The 18,408-nt window shown below is 48.5% G+C and carries 18 protein-coding genes and 1 pseudogene; 2 read left to right on the forward strand and 17 right to left on the reverse strand.

The genetic code is table 11. The annotated features are described in order from the left end of the window. Nucleotides 1-28: 28 nt before the first annotated feature. The 7 genes from M1D90_RS14540 to M1D90_RS14570 all read right to left on the reverse strand — a co-directional run bounded on the left by M1D90_RS14540 (nucleotide 29) and on the right by M1D90_RS14570 (nucleotide 5,239). Entirely contained in the window at nucleotides 29-550 is a 522-nt protein-coding gene (locus M1D90_RS14540; RefSeq protein WP_020451094.1) for a DinB family protein, read from the reverse strand. A gap of 4 nt (nucleotides 551-554) precedes the next feature. Then, nucleotides 555-1,055 carry a small multi-drug export protein gene (locus tag M1D90_RS14545; protein WP_020451093.1) on the reverse strand — a complete coding sequence of 167 codons (501 nt, stop codon included), beginning with the start codon at nucleotides 1,053-1,055 and terminating at the stop codon, nucleotides 555-557. A 92-nt stretch (nucleotides 1,056-1,147) separates the two neighbouring features. Beyond that, nucleotides 1,148-1,897 carry a DUF1129 domain-containing protein gene (locus M1D90_RS14550; RefSeq protein ID WP_101560775.1) on the reverse strand — a complete coding sequence of 250 codons (750 nt, stop codon included), beginning with the start codon at nucleotides 1,895-1,897 and terminating at the stop codon, nucleotides 1,148-1,150. A gap of 4 nt (nucleotides 1,898-1,901) precedes the next feature. Further along, on the reverse strand, nucleotides 1,902-2,234 hold the full coding sequence (locus M1D90_RS14555; protein ID WP_020451091.1) for a PadR family transcriptional regulator: 333 nt from the start codon (nucleotides 2,232-2,234) through the stop codon (nucleotides 1,902-1,904). Between the two features lie 116 nt (nucleotides 2,235-2,350). Further along, nucleotides 2,351-3,658: a pectate lyase family protein gene (locus M1D90_RS14560; protein WP_456282840.1), complete on the reverse strand. Its 1,308-nt coding sequence runs from the start codon at nucleotides 3,656-3,658 to the stop codon at nucleotides 2,351-2,353. 209 nt (nucleotides 3,659-3,867) lie between these two features. After that, nucleotides 3,868-4,602, reverse strand: a complete 735-nt coding sequence (locus M1D90_RS14565; protein ID WP_026579830.1) for a DUF421 domain-containing protein — start codon at nucleotides 4,600-4,602, stop codon at nucleotides 3,868-3,870. Nucleotides 4,603-4,720: 118 nt separating this feature from the next. Further along, on the reverse strand, nucleotides 4,721-5,239 hold the full coding sequence (locus M1D90_RS14570; protein WP_023856769.1) for an acyl-CoA thioesterase: 519 nt from the start codon (nucleotides 5,237-5,239) through the stop codon (nucleotides 4,721-4,723). 190 nt (nucleotides 5,240-5,429) lie between these two features. Between M1D90_RS14570 and M1D90_RS14575 the strand changes: the two genes are divergently transcribed. Continuing rightward, the gene (locus tag M1D90_RS14575) at nucleotides 5,430-6,317 is read left to right on the forward strand and encodes a dimethylarginine dimethylaminohydrolase family protein (RefSeq protein ID WP_003180960.1); all 888 of its coding nucleotides are present in this window, start codon (nucleotides 5,430-5,432) and stop codon (nucleotides 6,315-6,317) included. Between the two features lie 92 nt (nucleotides 6,318-6,409). Here the strand turns inward: M1D90_RS14575 and M1D90_RS14580 are convergent, their stop codons facing one another. The 10 genes and pseudogenes from M1D90_RS14580 to proG form a co-directional block, all read right to left on the reverse strand. Continuing rightward, the gene (locus M1D90_RS14580) at nucleotides 6,410-7,423 is read right to left on the reverse strand and encodes an ABC transporter ATP-binding protein (RefSeq protein WP_456282841.1); all 1,014 of its coding nucleotides are present in this window, start codon (nucleotides 7,421-7,423) and stop codon (nucleotides 6,410-6,412) included. A gap of 19 nt (nucleotides 7,424-7,442) precedes the next feature. Beyond that, the gene (locus M1D90_RS14585; RefSeq protein WP_059231328.1) at nucleotides 7,443-8,330 is read right to left on the reverse strand and encodes a C40 family peptidase; all 888 of its coding nucleotides are present in this window, start codon (nucleotides 8,328-8,330) and stop codon (nucleotides 7,443-7,445) included. Nucleotides 8,331-8,344: 14 nt separating this feature from the next. After that, nucleotides 8,345-9,424 carry a mandelate racemase/muconate lactonizing enzyme family protein gene (locus M1D90_RS14590; protein ID WP_195257745.1) on the reverse strand — a complete coding sequence of 360 codons (1,080 nt, stop codon included), beginning with the start codon at nucleotides 9,422-9,424 and terminating at the stop codon, nucleotides 8,345-8,347. An 18-nt stretch (nucleotides 9,425-9,442) separates the two neighbouring features. Further along, nucleotides 9,443-10,375 carry a S66 peptidase family protein gene (locus tag M1D90_RS14595; protein ID WP_456282842.1) on the reverse strand — a complete coding sequence of 311 codons (933 nt, stop codon included), beginning with the start codon at nucleotides 10,373-10,375 and terminating at the stop codon, nucleotides 9,443-9,445. A gap of 73 nt (nucleotides 10,376-10,448) precedes the next feature. Further along, nucleotides 10,449-12,074, reverse strand: a complete 1,626-nt coding sequence (locus M1D90_RS14600; protein ID WP_456282843.1) for a peptide ABC transporter substrate-binding protein — start codon at nucleotides 12,072-12,074, stop codon at nucleotides 10,449-10,451. A 31-nt stretch (nucleotides 12,075-12,105) separates the two neighbouring features. Continuing rightward, nucleotides 12,106-13,104: an ABC transporter ATP-binding protein gene (locus M1D90_RS14605; RefSeq protein ID WP_456282844.1), complete on the reverse strand. Its 999-nt coding sequence runs from the start codon at nucleotides 13,102-13,104 to the stop codon at nucleotides 12,106-12,108. Between the two features lie 7 nt (nucleotides 13,105-13,111). Beyond that, nucleotides 13,112-14,071, reverse strand: coding sequence for an ABC transporter permease (locus M1D90_RS14610; RefSeq protein WP_023856764.1), 960 nt, complete (start codon nucleotides 14,069-14,071; stop codon nucleotides 13,112-13,114). 4 nt (nucleotides 14,072-14,075) lie between these two features. Beyond that, nucleotides 14,076-15,002, reverse strand: a complete 927-nt coding sequence (locus M1D90_RS14615) for an ABC transporter permease (RefSeq protein ID WP_023856763.1) — start codon at nucleotides 15,000-15,002, stop codon at nucleotides 14,076-14,078. 15 nt (nucleotides 15,003-15,017) lie between these two features. Then, entirely contained in the window at nucleotides 15,018-15,842 is an 825-nt protein-coding gene (locus M1D90_RS14620) for a M55 family metallopeptidase (RefSeq protein WP_023856762.1), read from the reverse strand. A 218-nt stretch (nucleotides 15,843-16,060) separates the two neighbouring features. Then, a pseudogene (gene proG / locus M1D90_RS14625) lies at nucleotides 16,061-16,865 on the reverse strand (pyrroline-5-carboxylate reductase ProG). A 158-nt stretch (nucleotides 16,866-17,023) separates the two neighbouring features. Between proG and M1D90_RS14630 the strand changes: the two are divergent. Beyond that, nucleotides 17,024-18,328, forward strand: a complete 1,305-nt coding sequence (locus tag M1D90_RS14630) for a S1C family serine protease (protein ID WP_145624494.1) — start codon at nucleotides 17,024-17,026, stop codon at nucleotides 18,326-18,328. Nucleotides 18,329-18,408 lie beyond the last annotated feature (80 nt).

The following is an 18,408-nucleotide window of genomic DNA, read 5'->3' on the forward strand; positions in this document are numbered from 1 at the left end:
TAGCATCATACCAAATCATTCGAAAAAATCAACTGTTTTGCTTGCGGTACTCCCCTAAGCAGGCCTGGATATGCGCTTGGTGATAGCGGTTATGATCAGACATATGCCAGATTCCCCAGCGGATGGTCGAAAACCCTCCCTCATACGGAACCTTCTTCAACAAGTCTGTTTCCGAGAAGCCTTTAACGGTGCGTTTCAACATCTCCAGCACCTCGTCATACCACTCGATTAACACGGATAAGGGTAAGCCTTTTACCTCAGGCAAACGTCCGTTTTCATCTGTCATCGGCCCGTATTTCTCTTCCAGCTCTCTGGGAAATTCGCTTCCCTTCAGCCTGTATACCCAGCGAATATCGACATTGATTAAATGATAGATCAGCTGGGCGATGCTGTTTTTGTCGCCATGCTCCCCTTTATATTCCAGCTCCTCCCGGCTGATGCCGGAGACGATTGATTTCAGCCGTTCGATGTTTTCATTGACCGCCGAAAAAAGCACCCCGACTGTCGGCGCCATCTCTTCAACTGGAGATAAATCCTTTAAAAACGGCATAACTTCACTCCTCTTGTTTAAAGATATTTTTCAGCAGCCCTTCATTTTCAGGAGCGAGGAAACTGAAACCGTAGTAGGCAGCGACAGCCGACACCGCTGTCCATACCGTGAGACTCCCCGTCATCCAGAGCGCCGTTTGCCTGTGCTTGGCCCCGAAGCCCATGCACATAAACGCGGTTAAGTGGGAGCCGATAAAGAAAGGTCCGACGAAAGAAAGGCCAGGGATGCCGTAGGTCAGCCATATTTTTTTCGCTCTGCTTTTCCTTTTTGAGAGCTTATCGGTCTCCGTTCCCCGCTCCCCGCGTTTTCTTTCAAGCCACGCCTTCACTTTGTCAATTAAAAAAATAAGCAGCAGTACAGTTAACAGATTTCCGAATAGTGCGATAATAGCGGACGGAACCGGTTTAAGCCCGGCAACGATCGCTAGCGGCACGACACCGATCACTTCAAACCACGGAATCGCAGCCAAAATAAAGACGAGTACATAGCCCCACATCATATCCATATATCGGCCACCTTTCATGCTCTGATCATAAACATTGTGATCGCCAAAAGGCAAGAGTCTTTACCTTAAAAAATATCATGCTCTTCCGTATTTCATTCATATTGAGCCGTATTTTTGGCACGCTTTGTCTCAATGAACATGACGAGCAGCAGCCCGATGTAGGGAATATAAGTCTCTGCCATCATAGCTCCAGCTGAATCCCACTTCATATACTGAAACAAAAAATGCGTTCCGGCTAAAAGCAGCGGCAATATGGACAAGGCTGCAGCTTTCAACCTGAAAGACAAAAGTACGATCACGAGAAACGACAGAGCCATAATCAGCCAGCGGCTTCCCCCGTCAAACGAAAGAATAGGTGTCCCGAATTGCCGATCAATAAAAATAATCGCCAAAATCGGAAAAAACGTCAAAGCGGTGTACATCACCGTATACATGAAGGCCGTTTTCTTCCCTTTAAACGCTGAAACGCGGCCCAACAGCGGTAACATAGCCGCTGCCAGCAAAATATAAAGCGGATAGCCTGCCAGTACATAGACCGAATAATTGAGGCTGTCGTTCACGGCGTCACTGAATATAAAATAGGATATCGCGCCGATCAAAATGGCAAAGAACAACTTGGCGATCTCCCCAGGCCTTGATGAAAGCTCTTTTGACAGTGCTTGAACATATGACTTGGGAGAATCCCCAAAAATTTGCCGGACGGTTTTTCCTTCCTTTTCCCCTTCCAAGGCATGAACTGTCAGCTCATTCATGATCCCTTCGATTTCTTTGTCGCTTTTTCCTACAGACATTAAATACAATCTCATGTCGTCCAATACGTTTTGCATGTCTTTTGATAGCACGATTTCACTTCTCCTTCAGTTTTTTTTCGAGCAGCGCATTGACGTTCCCGGATAATGCCTTCCAACGCCCGATGAACGATCGAAGCTCCGCTTCGCCAAGGGGTGTCAGTCTGTAATATTTTCTCTTCGGGCCGCTCGCCGACCGTTTTAGTTCGGTCTCCACCCATTTTTCCTTTTGCATGCGCAGGAGAATCGGATAGATGCTTCCTTCGCTGATATCCGAAAAACCGTATCCTGCAAGCACCTTTGTCATTTCATAGCCGTATATCTCCCCTTCGGATATGACAGCAAGCAGACATCCTTCTAAAATCCCTTTCAGCATTTGCGTTGAACTCATAAGCCACCTCTTTTATGTATCTTGCAATACAAGATAGATGAATCATAACATATGGTATTTTGTATTGCAAGATACCCGAACAAAAAAAAGCGGACACCATGTCCGCTTTGCGTATATTACTTCAGTTTTCCTGCGCCTGCCTGCGCTTCAACGATTGTCGGCACATCTTCTGCGTCGTCGATTTTTTCAAACAGCGTCGGCTTCCAGCCGGCCGATTTTTTGACAGACGTATGGTTTGCTTGGTTGTATGTGCTGACAACATCGATTTTTGCGACGCTTTTTTGGTTGTTTACGACCGTATCTTTTTCATATAAAGCGTCACCTTTAAAGACCTTCATCAATTTTTGAGGCTTCGTTCCTTCCGGCAGGTCGAAGTAGTTGTCCTCAGCATAAATTTTTGAAGAATAGCCTACACCCCATGAATAATTGTAGCTGTCTTTCGTGCTTTTAAAATAGTTGTTGTAAATGTGCACTTTTCCGTAGCGGACGCGCGGTGCCCGCTCTTTTATATTTTCGTAGAGATTGTGGTGGAATGTCACCCTTAAATGACCGTTGTCTGCTTTGTAGCTGTCGCTTGATCCGATAATCGTGTTTTTAGAATGTCCTGAAAATATGCTGTAGGATACCGTAATAAAATCCGACTGCTTTTTGATATCCAGCAGTCCGTCGTGATGCTGGAATTCACGCCCGAAATACGTTTCGTTCAGCTCATCAGGCTGATCTCCGTCATTGAATGAGCAGTGGTCGATCCAAATATTTTTGGACATTTCAATCAGCAGGTTGTCATATTCTGAATTCCAGTTTCCGCTGCTCCCATCCGTCGGATCCCAGCCAGGGAAGAAATCGTACGCGTTTTCGAATTCGATATTGCGGATAATGATGTTTTCCGCGTTTTTGACATAAAGGCCTCCGCCGACGATTTTCGCATCATCTCCGAGCCCGATTATCGTCGTGTTTGAACCGACTCTGATCAAGACACGCTCCCTCTGATTGTCTTTGGAGCGGAGCCTTGCCTCTTCAAGCTTTCCTGACGGCTCCTTTATCCCCCATTTCTTCGGATCATAAGCTTTGAGATACGCTTCGATCGAATATTCAGGGTCTTTATAATCTTCATAGCCTAAAGGATTGTTGTCATCATCAACACTAAGATTGATTGTTCCCTTCACATAGATGATCTTCGGCGTATCATTTTCGCTGTTCTTTTTATTGTCTCCCCCTAATGCCTCAACAAGCTGCTTGCGGTTTTTGACCGTATATACCTGATCAGAAGAAGCGTCAGCGCCTCCGGTCGTTCCTTTTCCATAAGCGCCCCAGCCGTCTTTTGAGCCGAGGACGTCGCGTCCGTAGTCTGCCGCTTCGATTGGCACAGAAGTGCCGAGCAGCAGCAGGGCGCCCAAAATTATTACACTAAAAAACCTTTTCATCAATTGCACCTACCATCAAAATTTTTTCACAAAAACTAATATATGCTATAAAAATACAGAAAACAACATATTTTCCTCCTATTTTTTGTGACACCATTTTCAACTTTCATGACATATGACCCGTTTCATTTTACAGATGTAGCAAAGAACAGACTCTTAATATTTTTCTGAAATAACACAAAATAAAAAAATCGCCTATTCGGCGAAAATTAATGGTCTTGCCCCGGTTTATAAAGATATGGATCATCAGTTAACGGGCTGCCGGGATCTTCCCTATCAATCATAATCTCATTTTTTTCGTTCAGGGTGCCGAGCGTAATGGTTGGCAGCATCGCTTGCTTAATCCCTTGATCCTCTAATTTTTGAAACAGCCATTCTTTCGTTTTTTTCAAGTATTTTAAATTGTGTTCGATGATTTCGCCGTCTAAAATAAGCGGAATCGGCACGAAATTCCGCTTCGTCTCCAAGCTGAGGTCCCGCGGCTGTACAGGCCTCGCTTCCGATTTGGGAATCACGCTGATCTGGCCCGATTCTTCAATCAGGGCGATGTCGATATCTTTCGGATCGGCATAGCCTTTTTCGCGCAATTTGCCGAGCAGTTCATTGACGGTCAGCCGCTCTCTTTTTAATCCCCCTTCATCAATATTGCCGTTTCGAATCAGCACAGTCGGGCTGACGACAAGAAACCAGCGCCATTTATTGTGTAATGACAGCTTTTCAATCAACAAATAGAAGATCAGAAAGGAAAGGGCATAATAAATGGACATTGAGATTTTAGAAGTAAGAATCGGTTCGCTGATGATCGTTCCGATCGCAAATGTCAGCAAAAGATCGAAGTTCGTCATTTGCGAAACGGCTTTCTTCCCTGCGATTCGAAAAAGAATATAAGCTATAGAGAACACTAAAGCAGGTTTGGCTAAAAAAGTCCATACAAATTCAAGCATTTCACCCAAAACTTCTTTCCGTTTTTTGTCATTTATTTTGAACAAATATTGGGTTGTGTATTCATTGCACAGCAAAACCCCGGCAAACTGATGCTGAGCCGGGGTTTTGTTCGTATGTTTACCAAGGTTTGTCCACAGCCAGCGCCTGGGCCAGTGCTTTGCTGTGTTTGCGATGGTTTTTCCGTTCTTCGGCGCGCTGCCGGGCGGTCTGGTGCAGCATGATTTCTTCTTCAGACTGCGGTACAACTTGGGGAACGGCCTGAGGATTGCCGTCCTGATCAAGCGCCACGAAGGTTAAAAAGGATGTCGCCGCAAGCTTTCGTTCGCCTGTCAGCAAATGCTCTTTAATGACTTTGACGAATACCTCCATTGACGTTCTGCCGACCCATGTCACATAAGATTCAAGGCAGACTGAATCCTCCTGGCGGATCGGTTCGAGAAAATCGACGGAATCCATGGAAGCTGTCACGGTTTCACACCTCGAGTGTCTCGCTGCCGAAATCGAAGCGATATCGTCGATATAGCTCATCAGCTTGCCGCCGAACAAGGTGTTGTGATTGTTCGTATCAAGCGGAAATACCCTGCTTGTTTTGACAACTTTTGATTCTTTGCAGTATCTCTTTTCAGGTCCATTCATCATCCATTACTCCTTTGATGTCTACTAAGATGCGTTTGTAAAGTGGATTTTTTCTATATTAAACACTATTAGAATTCATTTGTCTAAACTTTTTTATCCGGCTGACTGTCAGATTTTCTGGCTAAAAGGTTTATTTCTCGCTGCGGGAAGGGAATAATGAAATGACTAAAGAGAGGACGGGGGAATCAAAATGGACTCAGCATTATCGAAAAAAAACCGCGGGGCGGGCTGTACAAGCGAATACGACGTCTTAAAAAAAGTGGTGTTATGCAGACCGGAATATATGGAGATTGCAGAAGTGATCAATGAAACACAAAAGTATTTTCAAAAAGATAATATCGATAAAACGCTGGCCGTCCGCCAGCATCATACATTGATAAAAGAATTGGAGAGCCGGGGTATTGAAGTCGTGATTCTGCCTGCTTTAAGCCAATTTCCGGAACAGGTTTTCACGCGCGATATCGGGTTTACGATCGGAGACACTGTGTTTTCCGCGCAGCTATCAGCCGACATCCGCCAGGGCGAAGAAAACGTCCTGCAGGAATGGCTGGCAAAAGAACAGATCTCCTGGGCCACATTTAATGAAGGCTATCAAATCGAAGGCGGCGACATCCTCGTCGACCAAAATACCATATATGCCGGTATCAGCCACAGAACGACGTTCTCGGCCGTCCAAGAACTGAAGCGCAGGCTTCCCTCTTATGAAGTCATACCGGTTCCGTTTGAAGAAACGTTCCTTCATCTGGATTGCGTCTTCAACATTCTTTCGCCGACAGAAGCGCTTGTCTATCCAAAAGCCTTAGGAGAAAGAGAATACGACGTCTTGAAAAAACGCTATGAGATGATCGAAATTACGGATGATGAACAGTTCCAACTCGGTACAAACGTTCTGTCCATCGGCAATAAAACCGTGATCAGCCTGCCTGTTAACCGCCACGTGAATCAGGAGCTCAGAAAAAGGGGCTATACGGTCATCGAAATCGACTTATCCGAGATCATAAAATCCGGCGGGTCTTTCAGATGCTGTACATTGCCGATTGAGCGTACTTCTACCGGATGTCACCAAGGCGGCGCCTGATCCTTGTTTCATTTGGCATGAGCGGCTGAGCGATTCTGAAAAGTCGCCGGCAAACTGAGGAGCCCTGTAACAAGGGCTCCTTCTTTCTATATTCACCTCGCCTGCAGCGTCACCTTCAGGCCGTCCTCCTCATTTCTCGCGTCGCCGTCATACAGATGGCAGGCGACAAAATGACCGTCATCGGCTTCTTTTAAGAGCGGTTTTTTGGCGGTGCAAATGTCCGTCGCGGCGGGACATCTCGTTCTGAAAACGCAGCCGCTCGGCGGATCGATCGAACTTGGCAGCTCGCCTTTCAGTATGATTCGTTTCCGCTTATCTTCCACATCCGGATCGGGAATCGGGATAGCCGATAAAAGCGCCTGGGTGTAAGGATGCAGCGGTTCTTGATAAAGCCGGCCGCTGTCGGTGATCTCGACCATGTGCCCGAGATACATGACGCCGATCCGGTCGCTGATGTGCTTCACCATGGAAAGATCGTGGGCGATAAATAAAAACGTGAGCCCTTTTTCCTTTTGCAGCTTTTTCAAAAGGTTGACGACTTGCGCCTGGACGGAGACATCAAGTGCGGATATCGGCTCATCAGCGACGATAAATTCAGGCTCAAGCGCAAGCGCCCTGGCGATGCCGATTCTTTGCCTCTGTCCGCCGCTGAACTCATGGGGATAGCGATTGGCAAAGCTTTTGTGCAGGCCGACTGCTTCCAGAAGCTCGTCCGCTTTTTCAAGACGCGCCTTTTTCCCTCCGTACAGGCCGTGGATTTCCATGGGCTCTGTCATAATCTCCCTGACCGTTAGCCTCGGATTTAGTGAAGCATAGGGGTCTTGAAAAATCATTTGAATTTTGCGGTTGTACTGGAATGATTCATCATCGCTCAAATTGTGGATGTTTTTTCCCCGATATGTAACCTCGCCCTCTGTCGGCTGATAAAGGCGCATCAGCACCCTTCCGGAAGTCGACTTGCCGCAGCCCGATTCTCCGACGAGTCCGAACGTCTCTCCTTCTTTAATATCAAATGAAATGCCGTCGACCGCTTTGACCGTTTTGCCCCTTCCGGCGTCAAAGTGCATTTTGAGACGGCTTACTTTCAATAAAGCGCCGGTTTGCATGCCAATCCCCCCGTTTTAATTAAAAATAGCGCCTGATGGCACACAGCTCTTTTTCATAAATTGTGCCTTTAAGAGGTATGACCTCAATCGATTTTCCCGTTTTTGGAGAGTGCAGCATCTCTCCGTTTCCGCAGTAAATGCCGACATGGTGAACCCGCCCTTTGCCTTCTTCATATGCGAAAAACAGTAGATCGCCCCGCTTCGGGCTGCTGAAGGACACCTCTTTTCCGCTGTTCGCCTGATCGCCGGCATCGCGCGGCGCTGAGCAGCCGTTCGCCTTCAGCATATTGAAGACAAATCCTGAGCAATCGTAGCCAAAACCACTCATTCCTCCCCAAAGATAGGGCAGGTTCAAAAACGCCTCACCGGTTTGAACGATGTCGTCTCCACTGCCTTTTACAGGTGTTTCGATATCCGCATCTTCTTTTTTCAGCCATCTGCGTCCGAGCGGTGTATCAACCTCAAACCAAATGCCGTCCGAAGACAAAACGGGCAGCTTAGTGAGAAAGCTCAGCTCAAGAACTTTCATTTTCTTGTCATCATATAGAAAAGCCGTCGGTTTTTGAATGACGGCGCTTGTCTCAGACTTCGCCGGGCTTTTTTCGGCCAGGCATTCCTTTGGTATCCAGCCCGGGTAGCCGCGTTCGTCTTTTGCAGACGGCTGCCCGGGAATGATGACGAAAGCCCAGCCTTCCCGCTCTTTTATAAGCTGCACATCTTCTCCGAAAAGCACCTGTGTTTGAACAAGGTTTGCCGTACACAGCTCAAGACGCTCATCGAAGGACATTGCGTCAAGCCAGCTTCTTACATGTACGGGATTTGCCAGCATCAACCGGTCAATGCGGCGCGGTGCTTCCGGACTGGTCCAGACGTTGGCGACCGAGACGGTTGTCGTATAAAGGCTCATTCGTCTTCCCCCTCTCAATGGTTGACTTTCGTGATACCGAGTCCGGGAGCATCCGGTATCGTGATCGTTCCTCCATGATAGCGGATGCCGCCTTCAACAATATCCTTCTTCAGCATGAGCGGCGCATCAAAATCGAATTTTGTCACATTTTTCTGGCTTGCTGCGAAGTGGACGGCTGCTGTGATGCCGACCCTTGTTTCGATCATGCTTCCGGCCATGCATTCCACTCCGCACGCTTCTGCCATGGCGTTGATTTTCAACGCCTGGCTGATGCCGCCCGCTTTCATCAGTTTAATATTGATGAGATCGGCGCTTCTCGTTTTCAGCACGTGAAAAGCATCCCTTGGGGTAAACACGCTTTCGTCCGCCATAATCGGCGTATCGACAGCATCTGTCACCTGTTTCAAGCCTTCGAGATCGCACCGGTGGACCGGCTGTTCGACAAGCTCGATCGAAAGCCCCTCATCCTCCATTTTCCGAATGGCTTTGACAGCCTGTTTCGCCGTCCAGCCTTGATTGGCGTCCACACGGATCCGGACAGCGCCCCCCGCTTGTTTGCGGATTTCCCTGATCCGTTCGAGGTCTGTTGCCATGTCGTTTTTTCCTACTTTAATTTTGAGCGTACGAAACCCATCTTTTACATAACGGGCCGCGTCTTTCCCCATTTCTTCCGGGTCATTGACGCTGACAGTAAAATCCGTCTCGATCTCCCGCCTGTATCCGCCCAGCAATTGATACAGGGGAAGACCGCAAAGCTGCGCCAAGCAATCGTAGACGGCTGTTTCTACAGCGGCCTTTGCGCTTGTATTTCCAACAATCAGCTTGTCGATGTCATGAAATATCGCCTCCGCCATTCGCAAATTGCGCCCGGAGAGCGCCGGTGCGAATATCGTGTTGACTGCCCCCTCAATACTGTCAAGCGTCTCACCGGTAATGACGGCAGTCGGAGGCGCTTCGCCCCAGCCTGTCATCCCGTTTTCAGCCGTTAATTTGACAATGACGGCTTCCGCTGTGCGGACAGTTCGAAGCGCTGTTTTAAACGGTTTTTTCAGCGGCACGGCGATACGGTTTGTCGTCATTTCGGCAATCTTCATAGCAGCCTCCTTTTTTCATCAAGAAATTCCCGGATCGATCGTAAGCTGTTTTTTGTCGGCGTCAAGGACGGCTTGCGCCCCCACCGGAACGGCGATATTCGGTGAACAATGGCCGATGTTAAAGCCTGACAGCGCCGGTTTTCCTGCAGCGGCGATATAATCTTGGAAAACTTCTTTTAATGTAAGTGACTCACCGCGTTTTTTCGGGGAGCAGTTATGAAAATCGCACAGCAGGATGCCGACGGCGTCCGATAATTTCCCGGCCATTTTCAATTGATTCAGCATCCGGTCAATTCGGTAAGGCTCTTCATCGACATCCTCGATAAACAAAAGCTTTCCTTTCGTATCAATTTCATAAGGCGTACCGAGCGTCGTCACCAGAAGAGCGAGGTTTCCGCCGACAAGCTCCCCTTTCGCCGCACCGTTTCCGAGCGTTTCCAAAGGCGACAGCTCCTCTGTATAGGTGAGCGTCATTTTTTGAAACAGCTGCCGGAAAGAGCGCCGGGTGAGCGGATGCACATCTTCTTTGCCGATATCCGAACTGAGCATCGGACCGTGAAATGTAATAAGTCCGGTGTTTTGCCTGATCGCTGTATGTAAAAAAGTGATGTCTGAATAGCCCCAAAAAATTTTCGGGCGGCTTTTGATGAGTCGGTAGTCAATGTTCTCGGCAATCCTCGCCGTGCCGTAACCTCCGCAGGCACAGATGACAGCTTTGACCGAACGGTCTTCAAACATGTCGTGCAGATCCTCCAAGCGCTCTTCATCGTTCCCCGCCAAATAGCCGTGTCTTTCAATGGCTGAACGTCCCACTTTGACTTCAAGCCCGAGTTCTTTTAAAAATCGGACGGCGCGGTCAACCTTTTCGGGGACGGGCGGACTGGCCGGCGCAATCACACCGACTGTATCTCCCTGCATTAATCTTTGAGGCGCAATATTCAACTGAGACATCCCCCTTTATGAAAAGTCCGCCCGCCTCTGTGCGGTGGCGTGCACAAAGAAAGTGGCAGACGGACAAGTTTGATCATGACGTTTTTTCGGCCCATTTCAGTTCAATGTAGCCAACCGGATGACGGACGATGCCTTTCACATTCTCCTTTTCCAAATGGACTTGATTATAGAAGTGGATCGGTATGATCGGCATCCCTTCAAACAGCAGTTCTTCAGCCTGATGCAGCAGCTCTGTGCGTTTTTCTTCATCAGCTTCATTTTTCGCCGCCTTGATCAGTTCGTCATACTCTGAATTGCTCCAGCCGGTTCTGTTCATTGCGTTACCCGTTTGAAAGCTTTCCAGGAAGTTGATCGGATCCGCATAATCAGCCAGAAAAGAGCTTTGGGAAAATTGAAATTTGAGCGCCTTCTGTTCTTCAAGGAATGTATTCCATTCCATATTGGCGAGCTTCACATCGACGCCGAGCGTACTTTTCAGCTTCTGCTGAATCGCTTCCGCCATTTTTTTATGCTCCGGTTTTGTGCTGTATGTCAGCGTAACGGCGGGCAGCTTTTCGTAGTTTTCTTCCTTCATGCCTTTTTCGAGCAGCTGTTTCGCTTCATCGGCGTCATATTTGAGCAAATCGCCGCCTTCCTCGCGAAAATCCTTGCCGTTCGGCCCTTTGATTCCCGAAGACACAAACCCGCGGGCCGGTTTTTCACCGTTTTTTGTGACATAATCGACGATTTCCTGCTGATCGACGGCCATCGCAAACGCTTTTCTGATCTTTTCATTCTGGAACGGTTCTTTATTGACATTGAATCTATAAAAGTAAAGACCTGCCTGATCGAACACCTTCACCTCGTCAGAACCTATCAGCTTCTCGCTCATTTCAGCCGGGACATAAGCCGTATCGAGCTCATTCGACTCGAACATTTGGTAGTCGGTATTTCTGTCATCGACCATCGCCCATGTCACTTTATCAAGCTTCACAGTATCCCGGTCCCAATACGTATCGCTCTTTACCATCGTAAAGCTTTCATCATGCTTCCATTCTGTCAGTTTAAACGGACCGTTGCCGACAAATGTAGCAGCTTCTTCATGCCATTTCGGATTTTTTTCGGCGATTTTCTGAGGAACCGGGAAAAAAGCCGGATTGGCTACAATGCTTAAAAACGACTGCTGCGGACTTTCGAGTGTCACCTTAAGCGTTTTTTCATCCTCCGCTTTGACTTTGACATCATCCTTCGCACCTTTTCCGCTGTTAAAGGCCTCGCCGCCTTCGATAAAGTAGCCTAAAAACGCGGCGGAAGAGCCCGTTTTCGGATCGAGCAGACGCTTCCACGCATATTCAAAATCCCCAGCGGTTAAAGGGTCTCCGTTCGACCATTTGGCATCATCACGGATTGTAAAAGTATATGTCTTCCCATCGTCGGAAATGTTCCACTTTTCGGCGGACGCCGCTTCCGGTTCATGGTCTGCGCCAAGCCTAGTCAAACCTTCCATCAGATTGTTCAGCGCCTGCCATGAGACATTATTAAAGCCGATCGGCGGATCGAAAGATGTCGGTTCATTTTCATTGTTCAGCCTCAGGACTTGTTCTCCAGCCGTTTCTTTCGCTTTCTTCTTCGTTTCCTGCCCAGCCTGTTCATTTGCCGTACATCCGAACAGCAGAATGACCGCAACTGCGGCAACCAATACGCTCGCTAGCCTTTTCATCAAATCCCCCCATTGAAAATCGATTTCATGATTATGTTGTCAGCAGAGCCCGTTTCGCTCTTTCATCCTGAAGCCAGCAGCACACACGATGCCCCGCCGAGACTTCTGCAACGGCAGGATAAACCTTGCCGCACACTTCCATTGCATGGGAACAGCGCGCCGTAAACGGACACCCTTCAGGCGGAGAAAACAAATCTGGCGGCGTCCCGTCAATCGGAACGAGGTCTCCACCTTCAAGGTCAAGCCTCGGAACGGAATGCAGCAAGCCTTTTGTATACGGATGCTGCGGTTGGTAAAAAATATCCCTCCTCGCTCCCGTTTCCGCTATTTTCCCAGCGTACATCACGGCGATTCTGTCCGCCGTCTGTGCGACTACGCCTAAATCATGGGTGATTAAAATGATGGATACACCGGTTTTCCGCTGAATGTCTTTAAACAGCTCAAGAATTTGCGCCTGAATGGTAACATCGAGCGCGGTCGTCGGTTCATCCGCAATCAGAATCTCCGGTTCACAGATGAGCGCCATGGCGATCACGATCCGCTGCCTCATCCCGCCGCTGAATTGATGCGGATACTGCCTCAAACGCTCTTTCGGATTCGGAATCCCGACGAGCTCAAGCATCGAAATGACCGCTTTTCGAGCGTCTGTTTTAGACACGGGCCGATGTTCCAAAAGCGCTTCTGTCAACTGGTCTCCGACGGTCAAGGTCGGATTCAGGGCTGTCATCGGATCCTGGAAGATCATTGAGATTTCGGCCCCTCTGATCTTTCTCATCTCTTTTTCGGACAGATGGCGCAAGTCTTTTCCCTTAAAGCGGACCGCACCGTCTGTGATCGTTGCCGAAAACTTCGGCAAAAGCTGCATGATGCTTTGCGATGTCACGCTTTTTCCGCATCCCGACTCACCGACAATCGCAAACGTCTCCCCCTCATATAACTCAAAGCTCACGCCGCGGACGGCTTTGACCGTGCCGCCGTATGTCGTAAATGAAACATGCAGATTCTCGACTTCCAATACTTTTTTCCGCAAAAACACATTACCTCCTCAGCTTCGGATCTAACGCATCCTGCAGTCCGTCTCCAACGACATTAAAAGCGAACATTGTTAATGAAATAAAGAAAGCAGGAAAAAACAGCCGCCACCAGTGTCCCGATAAGATCACCGGAAGGCCGTCGTTCGCCATGACACCCCAGCTCGCAAACGGGGCTTGAATGCCCAAACCGAGGAAGCTGAGAAACGCTTCGGCAAAAATGGCCGACGGCACCGTCAAGGTCATCTGGACGATGATCGCTCCCATCATGTTCGGAAGGAGATTCCGCCTGATGATCCTTACCGTTTTCGCTCCGAAGGTTTTGGATGCGAGAACATGCTCATCATGCTTCACCTTCAAAACCTGACCCCTGACGATCCGCGCCATGCCGACCCAGCCGGTGACAGTCAGCGCAACGATGATCGTCCCGAGTCCAGGCCCCATCATGACCATGAGAAGAATGACGACCAATAAATAAGGCAGTCCATGCAGCACTTCGATGACCCGCATCATGACATGGTCTGTTTTGCCGCCCTTATAGCCGGAGATACCGCCATAGATGACGCCGATTGCAAAATCGATTAAAGCCGCCATCACGCCGACAAACAGTGAAATCCTCGCTCCATACCACGTTCTTGTAAACACATCGCGGCCGAGCTCATCGGTTCCGAACCAATGCTCCATCGACGGAGGCAGGTTTTGCTCGGAAAGCGTCTGCTGGGTGACGCTGTGCGGAGAAAGAACCGGTCCGAGAACAGCCATGATGAACAGGAAGATTAACACGCCCAATCCCGCCATCGCCAGCTTGTTTTTTCTTAAAATCCGCCAGGCGTTCTGCCAGTATGACAGGCTCGGCCTTGCAACGGATTCACGCTCATCCTGCTTTTGTTTCAGCGGGGCAAACCATTCAACAGGGATATCACTGGCTGAAGACGCTTCGTTTTCTGTGCGGACTGGAAGGCTCATATGCTCACCCTTTCTTATGCAGTTTAATACGCGGATCCAGGATTCCGTAGGCCATGTCGACAAGAAACAACATGATGATGAGGATGATGCTGTAAAAAACGGTGGTGCCCATAATCACGGGGTAATCGCGGGAGTTGATGCTTTCAACAAAATATTTTCCCATGCCCGGAATCGCAAAGATTTTTTCGATGACGAAGCTGCCCGTTAAAATCGAAGCGGTAAGCGTCCCGAGAATCGTTACGACTGGCATAAGGGCGTTTTTCAGGGCGTGCTTCATGACAATTTTAAAAGGGGAAAGCCCTTTAGCCCGGGCCGTTCGGATATAATCCTGTGTCAGCACTTCAATCATGCTGGAACGGGTCAGCCTGGCGATAATCGCCAGCGGCCCCATTGCCAAAGCCGCAGTCGGAAGCACCATATGAAGCGGGCTCGTCCATGTCGATGGAGGGAATATGTTCCAATTGACGGCGAATTGCTGTATCAGCAAGGTCGCCATAATAAAGTTGGGAACCGAAATGCCGAGAACGGCAATGGTCATTGCTATATAGTCGATGACGCCGTTTTGCCGCAGCGCGGCAAAGATTCCGAGTACGATCCCGGAAATGACCGCCATAATCAGCGCCGTCATCCCCAGCTCAAATGAAACAGGGAACCCTCTTGACAGCAAATCGTTCACGCTTTGTGAAGGCTGCTTGATCGATGGCCCGAAATCAAAGGTAACGATCGACTTGACATAATACAAATATTGAACAAAGAGAGGCTCATCAAGCTGATAGTAAGCCTCAAGGTTGCGCTGAACCGCTTCATTCGTGTTTCTTTCTTCATTGAAGGGAGAGCCCGGAATCACTTTCATCATCACAAAGGTCAATGTCGTGATCACCAAAATGGTCGCCAGCATCGACAGAAGCCGCTTCATGATGTAACCCGCCATTTTCATCCCACCTTCCTAGGAGAATGTTGTTCTCATCGCAAGCTCGGTCATGACAAGCATCGCTTGATAGGCTTCAAGAATGTCTTTCGCTTGATAGCGGACAGTCGTCGTTTGCGGTTCGATTTCAGCACCCGGCATCAGACTCGCCCACTCGGCTTGCCCGTAATTGGCAAACTCAATCCGCAGCACCGGCCTGTCCGGAGGCGTGAGCGGCTTGACTTGATCGCGGTTTTGAATCGCATATGCCGTCCGCTCTCTTAATAGCTGCCCCGCTTTCTCCGGCGTCAGGCATTTGACCGCCGAACGGGATATCGTTTCCTTGACGGCCGCTGTCGTTACGTTCGGAATCAGTTCCTCCGCCTCAGCTGCTGCCTCGCTGTCACCGGCAACCATGATAACCGGGACGCCGTAATAACCGGCAACATAAGCGTTGAACCCCAGCTCGCCCACCGCCTGATCGTTTATGTAAAAATGTCTGACGCCGAAAATCATGCTGTGAGACATCACGCCTCTCATCGATGCTCTCGCATGGTAGCCGACGAACACGGCACCATCGCATGTATCGTCAAGTCCCTGGACCATCGAAAACGGTTTGACATCTCCCGAAATGAGCAGCGCTTCAGGATGGAGCCGCTCAATTAACAGATTGTTCATTTTAGAGTGGCTGTCATTGACAAGCACCTCTCTGCATCCGCTTTTGAACGCTTCGTCAATCACATGATTGGCCTCGTCCGTCATGATCTTCCGGCCTCTCTCATAGTTCAGCTTGCTTGAATCGACGAACGTATCATCCGGAAGTCCGGAAATCCCCTCCATATCAACAGACATATACAGCTTCACAAAAAACCACCCCTTATGAAAAACGTCTCAAATTTTTTATTATTTTGGGAATATTCTAACAAATTATATTAGAATTTTAATAGAAATGCAATAACCATTGGTAATTTTAGAAATTTAATATAAAATTGGAATTTTGATGAATGTTGTCGAATGCAAATAAAAAAGCTGCCTGATCAGGCAGCTTTGGGATGTCCGGATATGTCGATAAATGCCGCAGCTCACTGCCGGCGGACAGCGTCTTTAATGTCTTCATACTTCTTCATCGTTCTGGCAAACAGCTCCTCAAAGACTTCCGGCATGGCATTTTGAATGACCTCCGCCCCTTCTCCGGTTATGCCGCCTTTTGTCGCCACCCGATCAAGCGTTTGTGCAAACGTCATGTCTTTTTCCATTAACAGCTTGCCCGTTCCCAGCAATGAATGAATCAGAAATTGAAACGCGTCTTCTTTCGTAAGACTGCTGTTTCTGACGGCAGCTTTCTTCAAAGATCGAAGCGATGAACCCCGGTGAAGAGCTTGTTAAATTACTCGCAGCGTCAATATCTCTCTCATGTATCTGTTTGACTGTGCTGAAAACGGAAAGATATTCTTCCAGCCGGCTTTTGTCCGCCTCAGCAACCCGCTCGCCGTGGACAACAAGCGAAACACCGATCCCGGCTTCAGATGTGAGGGTCGGAATGTATCTCGTCACCTGTCCGCTTGTCCAGTCGTGAAGCCGGTCAAGCTCGACCCCCGCGGCAATCGAAACAATGTGGACATCCTCCTGAAGAAACGGCTGTATGTTCACAAGCGTTTCCTTTACCGCCATCGGCGGTACACAGATGAAGATCAGGCCGCACTGTTTGGCGAGCTCTTCGGCTGATTGAAAGGCGACATTCGGGTAAAGTTTTCTCAGCTCCCCTGTTTTCCCATCATTCCTTGAGCTGACGACCACCATGTCATCGCTGATTTTCTCCTGATCAAGCAGTTTCACTGCAATCATCTGCGCCATGCTTCCGTATCCGATAAATCCAATCTTTTTCAACGTTTAGAACACCTCTGACATGTCATATTATAAATAGCACCCTATTTATTCTATCCTTTTTCTTTGACAATTTCCCACAATGTTTTCATGTTTATCCCACAGTCTTTGATTATGATTGAGGCATCAAAGGATATGATAACAATAGGAGCGTGAAAATGATGGAATATAATAGAGAAGATCAGCTTGAAACGAAAAACGAACTCATCGTCTCCGATCAAAAGCCCGACCAGGCGATAAAAAAAGCAGAACAGCAAAAGCGGAGACTCTCATGGATGACGCCGATCCTCAGCGGCATCATCGGGGGAAGCCTCGTTCTCGGTGTCACGACATACCAGCATAGCAAAGACGAAACGGCCAATACATCTGTCCAGACACAAACTAATGAGACTGCGAACTCATCGGCTTCTTCCAATAAAGCGAATACCGAAAAATTGTCCAGCACCAATTCGTCTGACATTTCAACAATGGTGGAAAATGTATCTCCCGCCATCGTCGGTATTTCAAACTATCAAAAACAAACGGAGAGCGGTATGTTTGGGTTTGAAAGCAACAGCAACAGCAGCAGTTCAAGCGAACAAGAAACAGGCACAGGCTCAGGTGTCATTTATAAAAAAGCAAACGGCAAAGCATACATTATTACAAATAACCACGTTGTCGAAGGCGCATCTAAACTGACGGTTTCCCTGTCAAACGGCAAAGAAGTGGAAGGAAAATTGCTGGGCAGCGATTCCTTGACAGACCTTGCCGTTGTTGAAATTTCCGCTGAACACGTCGAAAAAGTCGCATCTTTCGGCGATTCTTCAAGCTTGAAAGCGGGTGAATCGGTCATTGCAATCGGAAATCCGCTCGGCAAAGATCTGTCCCGAACGGTGACGCAAGGCATCATCAGCGGTGTTGATCGGACCGTTTCCGTTGATACGTCCGCAGGCCAAACCGAGATGAACGTCATTCAAACAGACGCGGCCATCAATCCCGGCAACAGCGGAGGCGCCCTTTTGAATACAAAGGGAGAAGTGATCGGCATCAACAGTATGAAAATCAGTGAAAGCGGAGTGGAAGGCATCGGATTTGCGATTCCAAGCAATGATGTCAAACCGATTGCAGAAGAGCTGATGTCTAAAGGAAAAATTGAGCGTCCGTTTATCGGAATCGGCATGATGGATCTTGAGCAGGTGCCGGAAAACTATCAAACAGGCACCCTCGGATTAAGCGGCAGCCAGTTAAACAAAGGCGTCTACATCCGCCAGGTCGCTTCAGGCTCCCCTGCTGATAAAGCGGGCCTTAAAGAGAACGATGTCATCATCAGCTTTAACGGAAAAGAAACCGATACGGGAAGCGCGCTGCGCAACCTTCTTTACAACGATGCAAAAATCGGGGATACGGTAAAGGTTACCCTCATTCGAAACGGCAAAACAATGACAAAACAAATGACGCTTGACCAAAAAGAATCCGCATCATCTTAACAGCATGCCCCCCTTTTAGGCTGTCGGCTGCGCCGGATGCCTTTTATATAAAAAAACGAGGTCCTTTTCAGGACCTCGTT

This window comes from Bacillus sp. JZ34, from assembly GCF_053903205.1.

Excerpts from the sequence above, each read along its gene's own strand:
- M1D90_RS14540 (WP_020451094.1), bottom strand. The coding sequence starts at position 550 with ATGCCGTTTTTAAAGGATTTATCTCCAGTTGAAGAGATGGCGCCGACA.
- M1D90_RS14545 (WP_020451093.1), bottom strand. The coding sequence starts at position 1,055 with ATGGATATGATGTGGGGCTATGTACTCGTCTTTATTTTGGCTGCGATT.
- M1D90_RS14555 (WP_020451091.1), bottom strand. The coding sequence starts at position 2,234 with ATGAGTTCAACGCAAATGCTGAAAGGGATTTTAGAAGGATGTCTGCTT.
- M1D90_RS14560 (WP_456282840.1), bottom strand. The coding sequence starts at position 3,658 with ATGAAAAGGTTTTTTAGTGTAATAATTTTGGGCGCCCTGCTGCTGCTC.
- M1D90_RS14565 (WP_026579830.1), bottom strand. The coding sequence starts at position 4,602 with ATGCTTGAATTTGTATGGACTTTTTTAGCCAAACCTGCTTTAGTGTTC.
- M1D90_RS14570 (WP_023856769.1), bottom strand. The coding sequence starts at position 5,239 with ATGAATGGACCTGAAAAGAGATACTGCAAAGAATCAAAAGTTGTCAAA.
- M1D90_RS14575 (WP_003180960.1), top strand. The coding sequence starts at position 5,430 with ATGGACTCAGCATTATCGAAAAAAAACCGCGGGGCGGGCTGTACAAGC.
- M1D90_RS14580 (WP_456282841.1), bottom strand. The coding sequence starts at position 7,423 with ATGCAAACCGGCGCTTTATTGAAAGTAAGCCGTCTCAAAATGCACTTT.
- M1D90_RS14585 (WP_059231328.1), bottom strand. The coding sequence starts at position 8,330 with ATGAGCCTTTATACGACAACCGTCTCGGTCGCCAACGTCTGGACCAGT.
- M1D90_RS14590 (WP_195257745.1), bottom strand. The coding sequence starts at position 9,424 with ATGAAGATTGCCGAAATGACGACAAACCGTATCGCCGTGCCGCTGAAA.
- M1D90_RS14595 (WP_456282842.1), bottom strand. The coding sequence starts at position 10,375 with ATGTCTCAGTTGAATATTGCGCCTCAAAGATTAATGCAGGGAGATACA.
- M1D90_RS14600 (WP_456282843.1), bottom strand. The coding sequence starts at position 12,074 with ATGAAAAGGCTAGCGAGCGTATTGGTTGCCGCAGTTGCGGTCATTCTG.
- M1D90_RS14610 (WP_023856764.1), bottom strand. The coding sequence starts at position 14,071 with ATGAGCCTTCCAGTCCGCACAGAAAACGAAGCGTCTTCAGCCAGTGAT.
- M1D90_RS14615 (WP_023856763.1), bottom strand. The coding sequence starts at position 15,002 with ATGGCGGGTTACATCATGAAGCGGCTTCTGTCGATGCTGGCGACCATT.
- M1D90_RS14630 (WP_145624494.1), top strand. The coding sequence starts at position 17,024 with ATGGAATATAATAGAGAAGATCAGCTTGAAACGAAAAACGAACTCATC.